Origin of the sequence: Streptomyces sp. NPDC004327, assembly GCF_042873935.1 — a bacterium.
GTDB lineage: Bacteria > Actinomycetota > Actinomycetes > Streptomycetales > Streptomycetaceae > Streptomyces.
In genome coordinates this window covers 383414-399995 of record NZ_JBIAME010000006.1, presented here as the reverse complement: position 1 = coordinate 399995, position 16582 = coordinate 383414, and the positions used below count along the sequence as shown (strand labels likewise).

Genomic DNA, 16582 nt, shown 5'->3' with positions numbered 1-16582 from the left:
CCTACGGGTCTGCTTACTGCTTGCCGCAGTTCGAGGCCAGCTTCTGCTCCTCCGCGGACAGGGTCGGTCCGGGCGACGGCGCGGCCGTGGTCGGCTTCTTGTTCGGCGAGGCGGCGCCTTCGGTCGGCGGCGGGTTGCTCGCCTTGTCCGCGGCCTCCGCGGCGGCCTTGTGCCGCTGTTCGGTCTTCCTGCAGGCGGACGCCTGCAGCCCCAGCTCGGCGATCTTCGTCTGCGCCTTGTCGAGGCTGCCGCCCGCGATGGTGTCCTCGACCTGCTTGCGCTGGTACGCCGGCAGGTACTTGAGTTCGATCTCGGGGTGGTCGGTCTCGACCTCCGAGAGCTTCACCCAGGCCAGGTCCTGGCTGATGCCCCGGTACAGCGCCACGTGCCCGTCCTTCGAGCCCACGAAGTACTGCGTCTGCGTCCAGCGGTACCCGCCGTACAGGCCGCCGCCGACGACGGCGAGGGCGAGCACGAGGAAGAAGGAGCGCTTCAGCCACTTCCGGCCGGCCGAGCGCGGCTTGACGAAGTCGTCGTCCGTGTACGCGTCGAAGGAGCCCTGAGGCGGCATCCCGCCGTACCCGTAGCCGTGCTCCTCGCCGCTGCCGGGCGGGCCGAAGCTGCCGGCCGGCGGCTGCTGGTGCGGGGCCGGCCGGCCGAGGCCGGAGGCGCGGCCCGCGGGCGTGTGCATGGCGCCGCCGTCGTGCAGCTGCGGCTGGTTCTCGGCGACCGCGCCCACGATCACCGGGGTGTCGCTGATGTGGCCGGCGAGGGTGTCGCCGCCGTCGACGTCGAGGACGTCGGCGATGATCACCGTGATGTTGTCCGGGCCGCCGCCGCGCAGCGCGAGCTGGATCAGCTCCTGCACGGTCTCCTGCGGGCCCTGGTAGCTGGCGAGGGTCTCCTCCAGCGTCTGGTGCGAGACGACACCCGACAGACCGTCGGAACAGACCAGATAGCGGTCGCCGGCCCGCACCTCGCGGATGGAGAGGTCCGGCTCGACGTGGTCGCCGCTGCCGAGCGCCCGCATCAGCAGCGAACGCTGCGGATGGGTCGTCGCCTCCTCCTCGGTGATCCGGCCCTCGTCGACGAGCCGCTGCACCCAGGTGTGGTCCTGCGTGATCTGCGTGAGCACGCCGTCGCGCAGCAGATAGGCGCGGGAGTCGCCGACGTGGACGAGACCGAGGCGCTGGCCGGTCCACAGCAGGGCGGTGAGCGTGGTGCCCATGCCCTCCAGCTGCGGGTCCTCCTCGACCATCATCCGCAGCTGGTCGTTGGCGCGCTGCACCGCCGTACCCAGCGAGGTGAGGATGTCGGAGCCGGGGACGTCGTCGTCGAGCGTCACCAGGGTGGAGATCACCTCGGACGAGGCGACCTCACCTGCGGCCTGGCCGCCCATGCCGTCGGCGATCGCGAGCAGCCGGGGACCGGCGTAGCCGGAGTCCTCGTTGCCCTCGCGGATCATGCCCTTGTGCGAGCCCGCGGCGAAACGCAGTGAAAGACTCATGCCCACCTGCCCTGTCGGCGCAGCCTGGGGGTGCCGCCGGTCTCGAGCCACACTGCCCACCCTCCGGTCGCTCCGGTCGCTCCGGTCGGGAGCCCGTACCCGCCCGGGCCCGCTGCCCGGGCTGCCGCGCGGTCCCCGGGGCGGCCCGTCGTGGGAACCGTCCCGGCGCGCTCGCTCCGCTCGCGCTCACTCATGATGTAGCACTACTTCCGAAGCTCGATGACGGTCTTGCCGATGCGGATCGGCGCGCCCAGCGGAATCGGCGTGGCCGTGGTGAGGCGGGTCCGGTCGAGATACGTGCCGTTGGTGGACCCGAGGTCCTCGACGATCCACTGACCGTCCCGGTCCGGATAGATCCTGGCGTGCCGGCTGGACGCGTAGTCGTCGTCCAGCACGATCGTCGAGTCATGGGCCCGGCCCAGCGTGATGGTCTGGCCCTGCAGGGCGACCGTCGTGCCGGTGAGGGTGCCCTCGGAGACGACCAGCTTGGTCGGCGCGCCGCGGCGCTGCCGCCCGGCCGCCGGCGCGGCGGCCGGCTGGCCGCCTCGCTGCTGCGGGGGCGCGGCCTGGCGCCCGCCCTGCTGGGGGCGCGCCTCGGCACGGCGGGAACCGCGCTGGGTGACCCGCGTGCCGAACAGGTCACTACGGATGACCTGGACGGCCACGATGACGAACAGCCACAGAACGGCCAGGAAACCCAGCCGCATGACCGTCAGGGTCAGCTCTGACATTGCCCCCGCTTCACCCTTCGGCTTGCCGGTAAACGATGGTGGTGCTGCCCACGACGATCCGCGAGCCGTCGCGGAGCGTAGCGCGGGTGGTGTGCTGCCCGTCCACCACGATGCCGTTGGTGGACCCGAGATCCTGGATCGTCGAGGGCGTGCCGGTCCGGATCTCGCAGTGCCGGCGCGAGACGCCGGGATCGTCGATCCTCACGTCCGCGTCGGTGCTGCGGCCGAGGACCAGGGTCGGACGAGAGATCTGGTGGCGGTTGCCGTTGATCTCGATCCAGCGACGCACCTGGCCGCCGCCGCCCGAAGTGGGCGCGGACGGACGGTGCGCGGGCATGGCCGGGGCGCCGGGCGGCGGCCCCGCGGGCATCGGCGGGGCGCCGGCCGGCGGGTAGCCGTAGCCGCCGCGGGGCGGCTGCGGGTGGCCCTGGCCGTGTCCCTGACCGGGGTGCGGGGACTGGCCGGCGGGCGGCTGCGGCTGTGACGAACTCGACGCGAGCGTACGGCTGCGCACCCGGTACAGACCGGTGTCGAGGTCGTCGGCCTTCTCCAGGTGGACCTTGATCGGTCCCATGAAGGTGTACCGCTGCTGCTTGGCGTAGTCCCTGACCAGGCCGGCGAGCTCGTCGCCGAGCTGACCCGAGTAGGGGCTGAGGCGCTCGTAGTCCGGCGCGCTCAGCTCCACGATGAAGTCGTTGGGGACGACGGTCCGCTCGCGGTTCCAGATCGTCGCGTTGTTGTCGCACTCGCGCTGGAGCGCGCCGGCGATCTCGACGGGCTGGACCTCGGACTTGAACACCTTGGCGAAGGTGCCGTTCACCAGACCTTCGAGTCGCTGCTCGAACCGCTTCATGACTCCCATGGGGCACCTCCTCCGTCGTTGTCGTCCTGGTACTGCTTACTGATCGTATCCACGCGTCGGGAAATCGGCTGGTTCCCCTTCTCTGCCCTGTGGACGAGTGTCACCTCTCACAGACCTTCCGCCGGGCTTTCCCCACGGATCGTAGAGGCGGCCTGTGGACAGTGTCCCGCACCGGGCGCCGAAGCAGGAGGGCCCCATGCGTCACCTGTCTCACCCTCTTCTCCCGCCGCGTCCGCTGCCGCGCTCCCCGCGGAGCTCTCCCGCCGCGCTCTCCTGCGGCGTTCCTCCTCGTTCCTCCTCGTTCCCCCTCTCTCCTTGGTCGGTCGGGGCGGGGTCGAAACAACGGATGTGAATCCACGGCCCGCGACGTGCTAATCTTCAGATGTCGCCAGGCAAACGAACCGAAAAGGTGAGGGAGCCGGGAGACCACCCAATGCGCGGGTGGCGGAATAGGCAGACGCGCTGGATTCAGGTTCCAGTGCCCGAAAGGGCGTGGGGGTTCAACTCCCCCCTCGCGCACCAGACGGAAGCCCCGTAGGTCTCAGACCTACGGGGCTTCCGCGTTGTCGTCTCCGGGTCTCTGCCTCTGTCCTCTGCCTCCTGTCTTCTTGTCTTCTTCTCCTCGGTCTTCGTTCTTCAGCGGAGGGGCTCCCGTCCGACGTCCGACGTCCGTCTTTCGTCGTCGTCCGGCATCGACCTTCGTCGGCCCGGGGAGCGACGAAAGAGGAACGCGCAGGGACCGGGCAGTTGCCTATCGTTCGGGCGTGGAAGCTCGTACGAAGATCCGGGACGTCGTGAACATCCGGACCGTCAGGTCGTGGCCGGCCGCCGCGTGGCACTGGTTCGTGGTGCCCGGGCACTGGTCGCGGCGCAGGACCGCCGGCGAGCTGGTGCTCGCGGTCGTCATGGCGCTGCTCGCCGCCGGTACGCAGGAGATGCTCGGCGGAGAGGGCTGGAAGACCGCCGCGGTCGCGGTGGCCTCCGCCGTGCTGTCGCTGGTGCGGCGCCGGCTGCCCGCGAGTGTGCTGGTCGTCACGTCACTCCTCGCACCGTTCATACCGGGCTTCATGGCGCTGCTGATCCTCATCGGCTGGTCGGCCGGCCGCTACATCGCGGGCGCCGGCAGGGCGCTCGCCGCGTTCTCCACCGCGTACGCGGTGAACATCGTGGGCACCCTCCTCGAAGCGTGGGACCAACGCACGATGCTGACGGTGTCGTTCCTCTCCACGCTGTACTTCCTCGGTACGACGCTGGCACCCGGTCTCGCCCACCGCTACTGGACCCAGCGCCGGACCCTGCTCCACGCCCTGCAGGAGCGCAACGTGCAACTGCTGCGCGAGCGGGCGATGCTCGTCGGGCAGGCCAGGATGCGGGAGCGGCAGCGCATCGCCCAGGACATGCACGACAGCCTCGGCCACCAGCTGGCGCTGATCTCCGTGCACACCGGCGCCCTGGAGGTGGACCGGGACCTGACCGACCGCCAGCGGCAGGCCGTCGCGGTGCTGCGCAACGCCTCGGTGGACGCCATGCACGAACTGCGGGAGGTCGTCGGCATCCTGCGCGACGGCGTGGCGGCCCCCGACGACGGCCTGGGCGTCCCCGTCCTGCCGCCCGGCGACGAGACGGGCAGGGCCGCGCGCGGCACCGCGGGCATCGAGGGGCTCGTGACGGCCGCCCGGCACGCCGGGACCGCGATCAGCCTGACCCGGCACGGCGACGCCCGCGCGCTCGCGCCCGCCGTCGACCACGCCGCCTACCGGATCGTGCAGGAAGGCCTGACGAACGCGTACAAGTACGCGCCGGGCGCCACGATCTCCGTCGAGGTCCGCTACGAGCCGGACGCGTTCATCGTCGAGGTCTTCAACGAGGACCCGGCCGAGCCGCCCGTCGGAGTCGTCAGCGGCGGCCAGGGCCTGACCGGACTGCACGAACGGGCCCGGCTGGTCGGCGGCATCATCCACGCCGGCCCGGCGGACGGCGGCGGCTTCCGGGTCGCCGGCGTGCTGCCGTACGGGGCGGTGGAGGCCGCGCCGTACGTGGATCCGTTCGCCGTCCCCGACGACAACCCGTACGCGGCGCCGTCCGACAACCCGTACGCCGTGCCTTCCGCCGCGCCTTTCGTCGATGCGGCCGACGACTTCCGGCAGCAGATGAAGGGGCCCCTGCGCGGCCATCGTGGCCGGGTCGCAGTCGGACCGTCCGACTGGACGGTGAGCGAGCGGGAGCTGGCGATGGCGATGCAGGCGGGCAGGGGTCGGAGCACGGGGGCCGGGATCGCGATCGGCTGCGGGATAGCGGCTGTCGTCGTGGTCCTGCTGATCGTGGCGGCGGGCTTCGCCCTGTTCTTCGGCGTGAAGAACGCGATGAGCGACGGAATGATCGACCAGGGCCAGTACGACTCGGTCACGATCGGGCAGAACGAGCAGGAGGTCCGCGACAGCCTTCCTTCGGGGGACACCATCGCCACCACCGGCCTGCACGGCAAGGGCCCCAAGGAGCCCGCGGGATCCACGTGCCTGGTGCTGATGAGCGCGGAGGTCAACGACGACGTGGAGAAGGAGCCGGTTTTCCGGTTCTGCTTCAAGGACGGCAAGCTGATCGAGAAGAAGTCGTACGACGTGGTGCGCTAGCGCGGACCGGTGGGGGGCGCGGCCAGTGGCCGCCGCCGCGGCCGGGCGCGGGGCGCGGCCGGGCGTACCGGTAGCCGGTGGGGAGTGGCTGTGGCTGGGGCAGGGCAGCGAATCAGGGTCGTGATCGCCGATGACGAGCCTCTGATCAGGGCGGGGATCCGGATGATCCTCACCTCGGACCAGGAGATCGAGGTCGTCGCGGAGGCCGTGAACGGCCGGGAGGCCGTCGACCTGGCGCGCGCGCACGCGGCGGACGTGCTGCTGCTCGACATCCAGATGCCCGTCCTCGACGGCCTGTCGGCGCTGCCGGAGCTGCGCCGGGCGGCGCCGGCGACGCGCGTGATCGTGCTGACCACCTTCGGCGAGCGGGAGAACGTGCTGCGGGCCCTGGAGCACGGCGGTGCCGGGTTCCTGCTCAAGGACACCGCCCCGGCCGAGCTGATCCGCGCCGTGCGGGCCGCCGCCGCGGGCGACGCCTATCTGTCGCCGGCCGCCACCCGGCATGTGGTCGAACGGCTCGCCTCGGGCCGCGAGGCGGCCCGCGCCGAGGAGGCGCGGGGCCGGCTGACGGCGCTCAGCGAGCGCGAGCGCGAGGTGCTCGCGCTGCTCGGGGAGGGCCTGTCCAACGCCGACGCGGGACGGCGGCTGCACATGAGCGAGGCCACGGTGAAGACGTACGTGAGCCGGATCCTGGCCAAGCTGGGCTGCGAGAACCGGGTGCAGGCGGCGCTGCTCGCCCGGGACGCCGGGCTGTAGACCTATGCCTGGGTGCCGGCGCGGGGGAGGCCGGCGTCGCCGGCCTCGTTGTAGCGCAGCAGATAGCCGGCGAAGGCGGCCAGGTCCTCGGCCGACCAGTCCTTGAGGCGCTCCTCGTACGCGGCGAGCCGGCTGGCCTGCGTCGAGGCGAGGACCTGGGTGCCCGCCTCGGTCGGGTGCAGCACCTGGACCCGGTGGTCGTCCGGGTCGGGCCGCCGCTCGACGAGCCCGAGTTTCTCCAGCGTCGCGAGCTGCCGGCTGACCGTCGACTTGTCGAGCAGGTAGTGGGCCGCCAGATCCGTGGCCCGGCAGCCCTTCTGGTCGTCGATATGGGCCAGCAGCGTGTACGAGACCAGCGGCAGCTCCGGATGGAGCCGGGCCGCGGCGGCCCGGGCACGGCGGGCGAAGGCCGTCAGTTCCCGCTGGATGGTGTCGAGGGAGTTCTCCCGCGCGCCGCCGCTCATGGTGGCTCCTTGGTGCTGCCCATGCTGTCAGTTGTATAGTACAACGGTTGTGTAGTTGTAAAAGCCAACCATGGAGGTTCAGGTGTCCGCAGGACCCACCACCAAGGGAGCGTTGCGCCACGTCCTCGGGCATCTGCTCACCCCCCTGCTGATGTGCGTCGGCATGGGCCTCGCCTACCTCGGCGCCTTCCACGCCCCCGAACCCCACGACCTGCGCGTCGACATCGTCGGCTCCGGCCCGCGGGCCCAGGTCCTCGCCCAGACCCTCCAGGACAAGGGCGCCGGCGCCCTCGACGTCCGCACCGTCCCCGACCGCGCCACCGCCACCGCCGCCCTGCGCGACCAGTCCAGCTTCGGCGCGTACATCCCGGGCGGGGCCACCGGTGCCGCTACGGGCGGGAGCGCCGGCGCGGGAGCGGGCGGAGGTACGGGCGCGGGCCCGGGTACGGGCGCCCCGGAGCTGCTGGTCGCCTCGGCCGCCTCCGACACCACCGCCATGGCCGTCGAGAAGGTCTTCACCAAGGTCGCCGCCACCCAGGGCGAACCCCTCAAGGTCACCGACGTCGCCCCCGTCTCCTCCGGCGACCCCACCGGCCAGGGCGTCTTCTTCCTCCTCGTCGCCCTCAGCATCGGCTCCTACGCCTCCGTCGCCGTCATCGGCGGCGCCGGAGCCGTCCTGCCCCTGCGCCTCCGGGCCCTCCTCGCCGCCGGCATGTCCCTCGTCGTCAGCCTCGTCGGCGCCGTCTTCGCCGGACCGCTCTTCCACCTCGTCGACCACGGCCTCGGCGGCGTCTGGGCGCTGTCCTGGCTGTACTGCGCGGGCATCCTCTTCGTCGGCGTCGGACTGCACACCTATCTGAAGCGATGGACCACGCTCGGCGTGATGGTGCTGTTCGTGATGCTCAACTTCACCAGCTCCGGCGGCATCTACCGGCCCGAACTCCAGCCCGGCTTCTTCGGCTCGCTGCACGCCTTCTGGAACGGCGCCGGATTCGTCGAGGGCGTCCGCGGCCACGTCTACTTCGACGGCCACGCACTCGGCCGCAACGTCCTCGTGCTCGCGCTGTGGTTCCTCGCCGGTCTGCTCCTCGTCGCCGCCGCCGGCCTCACCGAGAGCCGTCGCCGGGCCGCCGTCGTACCCGCGCCCCGGACCGAGAAGGACACCGCCGAGGCCGTGAAGGCCGCCGAGGCGGAGGAGGAGATGGAGGAAGCGGTCGGCGTCTGACCGCGCCGAACAGGCCGCCGAAGCCGCCCGGGAAAGTTGTCCACAGGCCGTTGTCCACAGGGGGAGACGGCCTGACGGCCCCGGCTGTACCGTCGTGCCCAGCCGACCGAGTTGATGTTGGTCAGCCGGTCGGCGGCACGACAGCGAACAGCGGGGGAGGGCGTCCGATGGACGAGACCACGACAGCGGTACCGGAACAGCGCGGACACGAGCACGCCACGGACACGGCGGGCAGCGCGGCCACCGCGGGCAGTGCCGGCGCCATCGGCGGCACCGGCCGCGGCGACAGCCCCGTCCGTATCCCCCACGTCCCCGGCTTCGTCCGCCGACGCACCGCTGATGCCGACGCCGACGCCGGTGCCGCCGACGCCACCGCCCGGCAGCGGGGCAAGACACTCCGGCACCACGTCCCCCGCTCCGCACACGCCGAGCTCACGGCCGTCAGCGGCCGGCCCGACGCCGTCGGCGCCGTCGAGGAGTCCAGCCGCGGCCGCGTACCCGAGCTCACGCCCATCAGAGTCGGCCGCATGGCGGCCAGCCCCTTCGCCTTCCTCCGCGGCTCCGCCGGACTCATGGCCCACGACCTCACCGGCTCCCCCGTCACCGGCATCCCCGCCCAGCTCTGCGGCGACGCCCACGCCGCCAACTTCGGCATCTACGGCGACGCCCGCGGCCGGCTCGTCATGGACCTCAACGACTTCGACGAGACCGTCGTCGGCCCCTGGGAATGGGACCTCAAGCGGCTCGCCACCTCCCTCGTCCTCGCCGGACGCGAGGCCGGCGCCGACGAGGACACCTGCCGCGCCGCCGCCTACGACACCGCCGGCGCCTACCGGCGCACCATGCGGCTGCTCGCCAAGCTCCCCACCCTCGACGCCTGGAACGCCATCGCCGACGAGGAACTCGTCTCCCACACCGACGCCCGCGACCTCATAGGCACCCTCGAACGCGTCGAGGCCAAGGCCCGCAACAACACCAGCGCACGGTTCGCCGCCCGCTCCACCGAAGCCGTCGCCGAAGCGGACGGCGGCGGCAGACGCTTCGTCGACGCGCCACCGGTGCTGCGCCGCGTCGGCGACGCGGAGGCAGCGGCCGTCGCCGCGGCCCTCGGCCCCTACCTCGACACCGTCTCCGAGGACCGGCGACCGCTGCTCGCCCGGTACGCAGTCCACGACGTGGCCTTCCGCGTCGTCGGCACCGGCAGCGTCGGCACCCGCTCCTACGTGGTGCTGCTCCTCGACCACCGAGGCGAACCACTCGTCCTCCAGGTCAAGGAGGCCCGGCCCTCCGCGCTGCTGCCCCACCTGCCCGCCGTCGGCTTCAGCACGCCGGACACCGGGCACGAAGGCCGGCGCGTGGTGCTCGGGCAGAAGCGGATGCAGGTCGTCAGCGACATCCTGCTGGGCTGGACCACGGTCGAGGGCAGGCCCTTCCAGGTCCGCCAGTTCCGCAACCGCAAGGGCAGCGTCGACCCCGCCGCCCTGACCGCCGACCAGTTCGACGACTACGGCCGCATGACCGGCGCCCTGCTCGCCCGCGCCCACGCCCACAGCGCGGACCCGCGCCTGATCGCCGGCTACTGCGGCAAGAACGAGGAACTCGACGACGCCATAGCCGCCTTCGCCGTCACCTACGCGGACCGCACCACCGCGGACCACGCCGACCTCCTGTCGGCCATCCGCACGGGCCGCATAGCGGCGGAGACGGGCGTCTGAGCCACGGCCGGGCCGCCGCGGGGCATCGAGTGACGCCGGTGGCGTCCGGGTAGCCGGCGACGTGGGTGTCGCAGGCGACGCCAGGCGTCGTCGGTGGCCGGGGCGTCGCTGGTGAGCGGGGCGATGTCGGTGACCGGGGCGATGTCGGCCATGCCGGTGACGCCCGGCTTCAGAGCAGGACCGAGGGGGAGGGGAGGGAGGGGGAGGGAGGGGGGAGGCCCCCCCGGAAGGACCGTAGGCTGGGGGCGACGAGCCGGAACGAGGACGTGGACGGGCGTGGACGTGAGCGTGGACCAGGGCGTGGGTGGCGAGTCCCAGGACCGGCCCGAAGGCGAGCCGGGTGCCGGTGCGGGTGAGCAGCCCGCCGGCGCGCACTTCACCGAGGGCGCGGCGGCCACGGATGACCGGCCCGAGGACGGGCGGACCGATGGCGAGCGGCCCGAGGCGCGGCTGGATCACGCCGTCCGGGTCGCGGAGCAGGCGCTGATCGAGTTCGAGATCGCGGTGGAGACGTTCCGGGTCGAGGTGGAGAACTTCTCCCGGCTGCACCACCAGCGGCTGGGCCCGGTGTACGCGCGGCTCGACGAGCTGGACGCGCAGATCGCGGAGGCGAAGGCGGCGCGTTCCGGTGACCCGGAGGACGTGCGGCGGGCGCAGGACGCGCGGGCCGCGGTCATGCCGATGCCCGGGGTCGAGGAGCTGTTCGACGACTGGGTCGACTCCGAGGGGCTGTCGCCCGAGGCGGCGGCGATGCTGACGGAGCGGTCGGTGCAGCCGCCGAAGCGGGTGCGGCCGTCGGACGAGGCGCGGAAGCTGTACCGGGATCTGGCGCGGCAGGCGCATCCGGATCTGGCCCGGGAAGAGGACGAGCGTAAGCGCCGCGAGGAGTTCATCACGCGGGTGAACGCGGCCTACGCCCGTGGCGACGAGGCGCTGCTGCGCGAGCTGGCCGCGGAGTGGGCGGCGGGCCCGGTGCCTGAGGTGCGGCTCAGCGAGAGCGAGGAGCTGTACGCGCGGCTCGAGTGGCTGTCGCAGCGCAAGGAGATGCTGTCGCTGGTCGCGCGGGAGCTGGAGGAGAGCGCGATCGGCGCGATGCTGCGGCTGGCGCCGGACGACCCGGACCGGCTCCTGGAGGAGATCGCGGAGCAGTTGCGTACGCAGGTCGCCGAGCGTGAGGCGGAGCTCGCCGCGCTCGTGCGGTAGGCGGCGTGCAGTAGGTTCGATGGTGGTGCGCCCGGGTGTGGCGCGTGGTTCGCAGAGAGAAGGCCAGGTCCATGAATTTCGCCCAGCTGCCGTCGGTCGACGTGGCCTCCGTTCCGGCTGACGCCCTGGTCCTTGACGTCCGTGAGAACGACGAGTGGGCGGCCGGTCATGTCGAGGGTGCGCTGCACGTGCCGATGAGCGACTTCGTGGCGCGGTTCGGTGAGGTGACGGAGGCCGTGGCCGACGGGCGCCGGGCGTTCGTGATGTGCCGGGTCGGTGGCCGGTCGGCGCAGGTCACGCAGTACCTGGTGCAGCAGGACATCGACGCTGTGAACGTCGACGGCGGCATGCTGGCCTGGGAGGGCGCGGGGCGCCCGATGGTGACGGACGGCGGCAGCGCGGCGTACGTGCTGTAGTTCCCGGCCGTCGGCCGGCTCCTGTCGGTCGCCGTCGGTCGCCCTTATGCCGGCCGGCTCCCGCTGGTCTTCTCGCGGCTGTCTGTTGTCGGTTGTCGGCTGTTGCCTCTCGCCGGTCAGGTGAGGGGGTGGGTGGCGAGCAGGTCGCCGAGTTCCTCTTCGTGCTGGGCGGCGGGGCCGAGGGACAGTTCGAGGTGTTTGGCCCAGGCGTGGTAGCGGTGCAGGGCGTAGTCGGTGTCGGCGCCGAAGCCGCCGTGGAGGTGCTGGGCGGTCTGTACGACGCGGCGGACGCCTTCGGCGGCCCAGATCTTGGCGACGGCGATGTCCGCGGCCGCGGGGAGTGCGGCGCCGGCGTCGGTGGTGATGCGCCAGGCGGCCTGCCAGAGGGTGACCTCCATGGCGCGCAGGTCGATGTAGCGGTCGGCGGCCTGGACGGCGACGGCCTGGAAGGTGGCCACGGGGTGGCCGAACTGTTCCCGTTTGCCGGTGTACTGGCTCGTCAGGCTGAGGACCTGTTCGCCGAGTCCGAGGGCGAGGGCGCAGGTGCCGGTGGCGAGGAGGCCGTGCAGCCATTCCCAGGCGCCGTCGGTGTCGATGACGTCGGCGTTGTCGAGGCGGACGTCGTCGAGGCGGAGTGCGGCGAGGAGTTCGCCGTGGGTGCCGTACTGGTCGGTCAGGGTGAGGCCGTCGTGGCCGCGGGGCAGCAGGGCGAGGACGGTGCGGCCGTCGGGGGTGTGCGCGGGCACGGCGATGTGGTCGGCGTGGTGGGCCCAGGGGACGGCGGCGGTGTGGCCGTCGAGGGTCCAGCCGGTGGCCTCGCGGTGGGCGGTGACGGCGAGCGGGGCCGGGTCGTGGCCGGTGCGGCCGTGGGCGGCGGCGGTGAGGACGAGTTCGCCGCGGGCGACCCGGGGCAGTAGGGCGGCGGCGGTGCCGGCGGGGGCGTACCGCTGGAGGGTGAGCGCGACGGCGCTGGTCTCGAGGAGCGGTACGCGGGCGAGGACGCGGGCGGATTCGCGCAGTACGAGGCAGAGCGCGACGGGGTCGAGTCCGGAGCCGCCGTGGGCGGGGTCGAGGACGAGGCCGAGGAGGTCGGCGTCGGCGAGGCGGGCCCACAGGGCGCGGTCGTGGTCGTCGGCGACCGCGCCGGGGGTGAGGGCGGGGCTGGGTACGGCGTCGGGGGCGACGCCGGCGAAGACGGCCTTGGCCGCCTCGACGGCGGCTTGCTGTTCCTCGGTGAAGGTGAAGTCCACGGTCCTGTCCCTTCCGGCCCTGCCCTGACGGGATCTGACGGATCGTCAAGATAGAACAGGTTCTACCGGAAGGGAATGGCCGGGCGGCGGCGGGCCGGGTCCGTCAGCGGTCGAAGTCGAGCTCGACCTCCGGGGTGGCGGGGTGGGACTGGCAGGCGAGCACGTATCCCGCGTCGGTCTCCTCGGGCTCCAGGGCGAAGTTGCGGTCCATCCGGACCTCGCCGGAGACGAGGAAGGCACGGCAGGTGCCGCAGACGCCGCCCTTGCACGCGTACGGGGCGTCCGCCCGGGCGCGCAGCACCGTCTCCAGGAGCGTCTCGCCCTGCTGGACCGGCCAGTTGCCGGAGCGGCCGTGCAGGGTGGCGGTCAGCGTGGCGTCCGCGGGGGCGTCGGCCACGACGGCCGGGGCCGGGGCGGAGCCGTCGTCGACGTGGAAGATCTCCTGGTGGATGCGGGTGCGGTCGACGCCGAGGCTGCGCAGCGCCTGTTCGGCGCTCTGCACCAGGCCGAACGGGCCGCACAGGAACCAGCCGTCGATGGCGTCGACCGGGAGGAGTGCGGGCAGCAGGCCGGTGAGCCGCTCGCGGTCGAGCCGGCCGGAGGGCAGGCCGGACTGCTGCTCCTCGCGGGAGAGCACGGTGACCAGCTGGAAGCGGTCGGGGAAGCGGTCCTTGAGGTCGGCGACCTCGTCGAGGAACATCGTGGAGGACGCGGTGCGGTCGCTGCGGACGAGGCAGAAACGGGCCTCGGGCTCGCGGGCGAGCAGGGTGGCGGCCATGGACAGCACCGGCGTGATGCCGCTGCCGCCGACCACGGCGGCGAAGTGTCCGGGGCGCGGGGGCAGCACGAAGCGGCCCATCGGCTCCATGACCTCGACGGTGTCGCCGACGGCGAGCTCCTTGAGGGCGTACGTGGAGAACTCGCCGCCGTCGACGAGGCGGATGCCGACGCGCAGGACGGGCGACTCGCCCTCGGCGGCGGCCGGGGCGCAGATCGAGTACGTCCGGCGGATCTCCTCGCCGTTCTGCCCGGTGCGGCGCAGCGCCAGGTGCTGGCCGGGGGTGTGGCGGTAGGTCTCGCGCAGCTCGGGCGGGACCGCGAAGGTGACGGCCACGGAGTCGTCGGTGAGCGGCTCGACCTCGCTCACCCGGAGCGGATGGAACCCGGCCCGTGCGGAGTTCGGGGACGCCATCTACAACTCCTTGAAGTGGTCGAACGGTTCGCGGCAGGAGACGCAGCGGCGCAGTGCCTTGCACGCGGTGGAGGAGAAGCGGCTGAGGAGTTCGGTGTCGGTGGAGCCGCAGTGCGGGCAGCGGATCGCCAGGGTGAGCGCCACCGGTGCGCCGGCCGGGCCCTGCGGGCGGGGCGGGGCGATGCCGAACTCGGCGAGCTTGCGGCGGCCTTCCTCGGTGATGTCGTCCGTGGACCAGGCGGGGCTGAGGACGGTGACGACGGAGACCTCGGGCACCCCGTGCTCGTGCAGGGCGTGCTCGATGTCGGAGGACATCGCCTCGATCGCCGGGCAGCCGGTGTAGGTGGGGGTGAGCTCGACCTCGACGCGGCCGGGGCCGTGCACGTGGACACCGCGGAACACGCCGAGTTCGGCGAGGGTGAGGACCGGCAGCTCGGGGTCGGGGACGGCGCCGGCGATCCGGGCCAGCTCCCGCTCCAGGGCGGTCGGAGCCGTGCCGGTGCCCGTCGGACCGGTGGTGCCGGCGGCGCCGGGCGCGCTCGGGGCGGTGGTCACCATGACGCCCCCGGGTGGCTGCGGTGCAGGTGCTGCATCTCGGCGAGCAGCCGGCCGAAGGACTCGGTGTGCAGGCCCTGGCGGCCGGCGCCCGCGCGCCAGGCGCCGGTGCGCGGTCCGGTGGGCACGGTGAGCGTGGCCCGGCGAAGGACGGCGGTGACGGAGTCGAGCCAGGCGCGCTCCATGGCCGCGGTGTCGATGCCGAGGCCGTCGAGGGGCTCGAACAGCTCGCCCGTGTACCGCCACAGGGCGTCGCAGGCGTGCTGCATCCGCCGGTGGCTCTCGTCGGTGCCGTCGCCGAGGCGCAGGGTCCAGTGCTCGGCGTGGTCCTGGTGGTAGGCGACTTCCTTGACGGCCTTGGCGGCGAGCCCGGCGAGCGGGCTGTCGCCGGCGGCCAGCTGTGCGTACAGGAGCCGCTGGTAGGTGGAGAAGTACAGCTGGCGGGCGATGGTGTGGGCGAAGTCGCCGCCCGGCTGCTCGACGAGCTGGCAGTTGCGGAAGGCGCGCTCCTCGCGGAGGTAGGCCAGCTCGTCCTCGTCGCCGACGAGGGAGAGCAGCACCCGGGCCTGGCCGAGGAGGTCGAGCGCGATGTTGGCGAGGGCGACTTCCTCTTCGAGGACGGGCGCGCTGCCCGCCCACTCCCCCAGGCGCTGGGCGAGGATCAGGGCGTCGTCGCCGAGGGCGAGCGCCGCCGCCGGGACGGCGGTGGTGGCCACGGTGGTGGCCTCGGTGCCGGTCACAGGTGCTTCACCCCGTCCGGGATCTCGTAGAAGGTGGGGTGGCGGTAGGGCTTGTCCGCGGCCGGCTCGAAGAACGGGTCCTTCTCGTCCGGGGAGGAGGCGGTGATGGCGCCGGAGGGGACGACCCAGATCGACACGCCCTCGTTGCGCCGGGTGTAGAGGTCGCGGGCGTTGCGCAGGGCCATCTCCGCGTCGGGCGCGTGGAGGCTGCCGGCGTGGGTGTGGGACAGGCCGCGGCGCGAGCGCACGAAGACCTCCCACAGCGGCCATCCTTCGGTGGTCATGCCCGTGCCTCCCCGATCCCGTTTCCGTGCGTGTGCTGGTCGTGCTTGGCGGCGTAGGCCGCCGCGGCGTCCCGGACCCAGGCGCCGTCCTCGTGTGCCTGGCGGCGCTTGGCGAGCCGCTGCTCGTTGCACGGCCCGTTGCCCTTGAGGACGTCCCAGAACTCGGCCCAGTCGATCGGGCCGAAGTCGTAGTGCCCGCGCTCCTCGTTCCACTTCAGGTCGGGGTCGGGGAGGGTGAGGCCGAGGGACTCGGCCTGCGGGGCGGCGATGTCGACGAAGCGCTGGCGCAGCTCGTCGTTGGAGTGGCGCTTGATCTTCCAGGCCATGGCCTGGGCGGAGTGCGTCGACTCGTCGTCCGGCGGGCCGAACATCATGAGCGACGGCCACCACCAGCGGTCCACCGCGTCCTGGGCCATGGCGTGCTGGGCCTCGGTGCCGCGGGAGAGGGCGAGCAGAGCCTCGTACCCCTGGCGCTGGTGGAAGGACTCCTCCTTGCAGACGCGGACCATCGCGCGGGCGTACGGCCCGTAGGAGCAGCGGCACAGCGGGACCTGGTTGGTGATCGCCGCGCCGTCCACGAGCCAGCCGATGGCGCCGACGTCGGCCCAGGTCAGCGTGGGGTAGTTGAAGATCGAGGAGTACTTCTGGCGGCCGGAGTGGAGCTTGTCGAGGAGCTCGTCGCGGCTGGTGCCGAGGGTCTCGGCGGCGCTGTACAGATACAGGCCGTGGCCGGCCTCGTCCTGGACCTTGGCCATGAGGATCGCCTTGCGCCGCAGGCTGGGCGCGCGGGTGATCCAGTTGGCCTCCGGCTGCATGCCGATGATCTCGGAGTGGGCGTGCTGGGCGATCTGGCGCACCAGGCCGGCCCGGTAGGCGTCCGGCATCCAGTCGCGCGGCTCGATGCGCTCGTCGGCGGCGACGGCGGCGTCGAAGACCGCCTCCAGAGCGGCCTGGCTCACGGCCTGCGCCGCTGCCGACCCCTCTGTCGCTGTGGTCTCTGCCGTACCTGCGGTCACCGGAACCCCCTACCGACCGATCGTTCGGTTGAATGA

Annotated in this window: 16 protein-coding genes and 1 tRNA gene; 7 read left to right on the top strand and 10 right to left on the bottom strand. The window is 72.7% G+C overall.

Going from position 1 to position 16582, the window contains the following annotated elements:
- Window positions 1-13: 13 nt before the first annotated feature.
- From ACFYU9_RS22555 to ACFYU9_RS22545, 3 genes are all read right to left on the bottom strand, one after another.
- The gene (locus ACFYU9_RS22555) at window positions 14-1507 is read right to left on the bottom strand and encodes a Stp1/IreP family PP2C-type Ser/Thr phosphatase (protein WP_389210826.1); all 1494 of its coding nucleotides are present in this window, start codon (window positions 1505-1507) and stop codon (window positions 14-16) included.
- A 203-nt stretch (window positions 1508-1710) separates the two neighbouring features.
- Window positions 1711-2238, bottom strand: a complete 528-nt coding sequence (locus tag ACFYU9_RS22550) for an FHA domain-containing protein (protein ID WP_389210828.1) — start codon at window positions 2236-2238, stop codon at window positions 1711-1713.
- 10 nt (window positions 2239-2248) lie between these two features.
- Window positions 2249-3100 carry an FhaA domain-containing protein gene (locus tag ACFYU9_RS22545; protein ID WP_389345807.1) on the bottom strand — a complete coding sequence of 284 codons (852 nt, stop codon included), beginning with the start codon at window positions 3098-3100 and terminating at the stop codon, window positions 2249-2251.
- 435 nt (window positions 3101-3535) lie between these two features.
- On the opposite strand from ACFYU9_RS22545, the gene ACFYU9_RS22540 reads away from it, so the two are divergent.
- The 3 genes from ACFYU9_RS22540 to ACFYU9_RS22530 all read left to right on the top strand — a co-directional run bounded on the left by ACFYU9_RS22540 (window position 3536) and on the right by ACFYU9_RS22530 (window position 6486).
- Window positions 3536-3622, top strand: a tRNA-Leu gene (locus tag ACFYU9_RS22540).
- A 242-nt stretch (window positions 3623-3864) separates the two neighbouring features.
- Window positions 3865-5730, top strand: coding sequence for a sensor histidine kinase (locus ACFYU9_RS22535; RefSeq protein ID WP_389210832.1), 1866 nt, complete (start codon window positions 3865-3867; stop codon window positions 5728-5730).
- 120 nt (window positions 5731-5850) lie between these two features.
- Entirely contained in the window at window positions 5851-6486 is a 636-nt protein-coding gene (locus ACFYU9_RS22530; RefSeq protein WP_389210834.1) for a response regulator, read from the top strand.
- Window positions 6487-6488: 2 nt separating this feature from the next.
- Here ACFYU9_RS22530 and ACFYU9_RS22525 read toward each other — a convergent pair whose 3' ends face one another.
- Entirely contained in the window at window positions 6489-6950 is a 462-nt protein-coding gene (locus ACFYU9_RS22525; protein ID WP_389210836.1) for a MarR family winged helix-turn-helix transcriptional regulator, read from the bottom strand.
- Window positions 6951-7032: 82 nt separating this feature from the next.
- On the opposite strand from ACFYU9_RS22525, the gene ACFYU9_RS22520 reads away from it, so the two are divergent.
- The 4 genes from ACFYU9_RS22520 (at window position 7033) to ACFYU9_RS22505 (ending at window position 11509) form a co-directional block, all read left to right on the top strand.
- Entirely contained in the window at window positions 7033-8175 is a 1143-nt protein-coding gene (locus ACFYU9_RS22520) for a hypothetical protein (protein ID WP_389345806.1), read from the top strand.
- Window positions 8176-8342: 167 nt separating this feature from the next.
- Window positions 8343-9890: a DUF2252 domain-containing protein gene (locus ACFYU9_RS22515; RefSeq protein WP_389345805.1), complete on the top strand. Its 1548-nt coding sequence runs from the start codon at window positions 8343-8345 to the stop codon at window positions 9888-9890.
- A 276-nt stretch (window positions 9891-10166) separates the two neighbouring features.
- The gene (locus ACFYU9_RS22510) at window positions 10167-11093 is read left to right on the top strand and encodes a hypothetical protein (RefSeq protein ID WP_389210842.1); all 927 of its coding nucleotides are present in this window, start codon (window positions 10167-10169) and stop codon (window positions 11091-11093) included.
- A 71-nt stretch (window positions 11094-11164) separates the two neighbouring features.
- Entirely contained in the window at window positions 11165-11509 is a 345-nt protein-coding gene (locus ACFYU9_RS22505; RefSeq protein WP_389345804.1) for a rhodanese-like domain-containing protein, read from the top strand.
- Between the two features lie 116 nt (window positions 11510-11625).
- Here ACFYU9_RS22505 and ACFYU9_RS22500 read toward each other — a convergent pair whose 3' ends face one another.
- From ACFYU9_RS22500 to paaA, 6 genes are all read right to left on the bottom strand, one after another.
- Window positions 11626-12759 (bottom strand): acyl-CoA dehydrogenase family protein, encoded by a 1134-nt coding sequence (locus ACFYU9_RS22500; RefSeq protein ID WP_389345803.1) that lies wholly within the window; start codon window positions 12757-12759, stop codon window positions 11626-11628.
- Between the two features lie 103 nt (window positions 12760-12862).
- Complete coding sequence (locus tag ACFYU9_RS22495; protein ID WP_389345802.1) at window positions 12863-13951, bottom strand: 2Fe-2S iron-sulfur cluster-binding protein; 1089 nt, start codon at window positions 13949-13951, stop codon at window positions 12863-12865.
- Window positions 13952-14509, bottom strand: coding sequence for a 1,2-phenylacetyl-CoA epoxidase subunit PaaD (paaD, locus tag ACFYU9_RS22490; RefSeq protein ID WP_389345801.1), 558 nt, complete (start codon window positions 14507-14509; stop codon window positions 13952-13954).
- A complete protein-coding gene (gene paaC, locus ACFYU9_RS22485; RefSeq protein WP_389345800.1) occupies window positions 14503-15246 on the bottom strand; it encodes a 1,2-phenylacetyl-CoA epoxidase subunit PaaC in 744 nt (247 codons plus the stop codon). The genes paaD and paaC overlap by 7 nt, the downstream gene beginning before the upstream one ends.
- Window positions 15243-15530 (bottom strand): 1,2-phenylacetyl-CoA epoxidase subunit PaaB, encoded by a 288-nt coding sequence (gene paaB / locus ACFYU9_RS22480; RefSeq protein ID WP_389210854.1) that lies wholly within the window; start codon window positions 15528-15530, stop codon window positions 15243-15245. Before paaB ends, paaC begins: the two co-directional genes overlap by 4 nt.
- A complete protein-coding gene (gene paaA / locus ACFYU9_RS22475; protein ID WP_389345799.1) occupies window positions 15527-16489 on the bottom strand; it encodes a 1,2-phenylacetyl-CoA epoxidase subunit PaaA in 963 nt (320 codons plus the stop codon). Before paaA ends, paaB begins: the two co-directional genes overlap by 4 nt.
- Between the last annotated feature and the right edge of the window lie 93 nt (window positions 16490-16582).

What these genes read in the sequence shown, in the direction of transcription:
- ACFYU9_RS22545 (WP_389345807.1), bottom strand. Translation starts at nt 3,100, where the DNA reads ATGGGAGTCATGAAGCGGTTCGAGCAGCGACTCGAAGGTCTGGTGAAC.
- ACFYU9_RS22555 (WP_389210826.1), bottom strand. Translation starts at nt 1,507, where the DNA reads ATGAGTCTTTCACTGCGTTTCGCCGCGGGCTCGCACAAGGGCATGATC.
- ACFYU9_RS22495 (WP_389345802.1), bottom strand. Translation starts at nt 13,951, where the DNA reads ATGGCGTCCCCGAACTCCGCACGGGCCGGGTTCCATCCGCTCCGGGTG.
- ACFYU9_RS22525 (WP_389210836.1), bottom strand. Translation starts at nt 6,950, where the DNA reads ATGAGCGGCGGCGCGCGGGAGAACTCCCTCGACACCATCCAGCGGGAA.
- ACFYU9_RS22505 (WP_389345804.1), top strand. Translation starts at nt 11,165, where the DNA reads ATGAATTTCGCCCAGCTGCCGTCGGTCGACGTGGCCTCCGTTCCGGCT.
- paaB (WP_389210854.1), bottom strand. Translation starts at nt 15,530, where the DNA reads ATGACCACCGAAGGATGGCCGCTGTGGGAGGTCTTCGTGCGCTCGCGC.
- paaD (WP_389345801.1), bottom strand. Translation starts at nt 14,509, where the DNA reads ATGGTGACCACCGCCCCGAGCGCGCCCGGCGCCGCCGGCACCACCGGT.
- ACFYU9_RS22515 (WP_389345805.1), top strand. Translation starts at nt 8,343, where the DNA reads ATGGACGAGACCACGACAGCGGTACCGGAACAGCGCGGACACGAGCAC.
- ACFYU9_RS22550 (WP_389210828.1), bottom strand. Translation starts at nt 2,238, where the DNA reads ATGTCAGAGCTGACCCTGACGGTCATGCGGCTGGGTTTCCTGGCCGTT.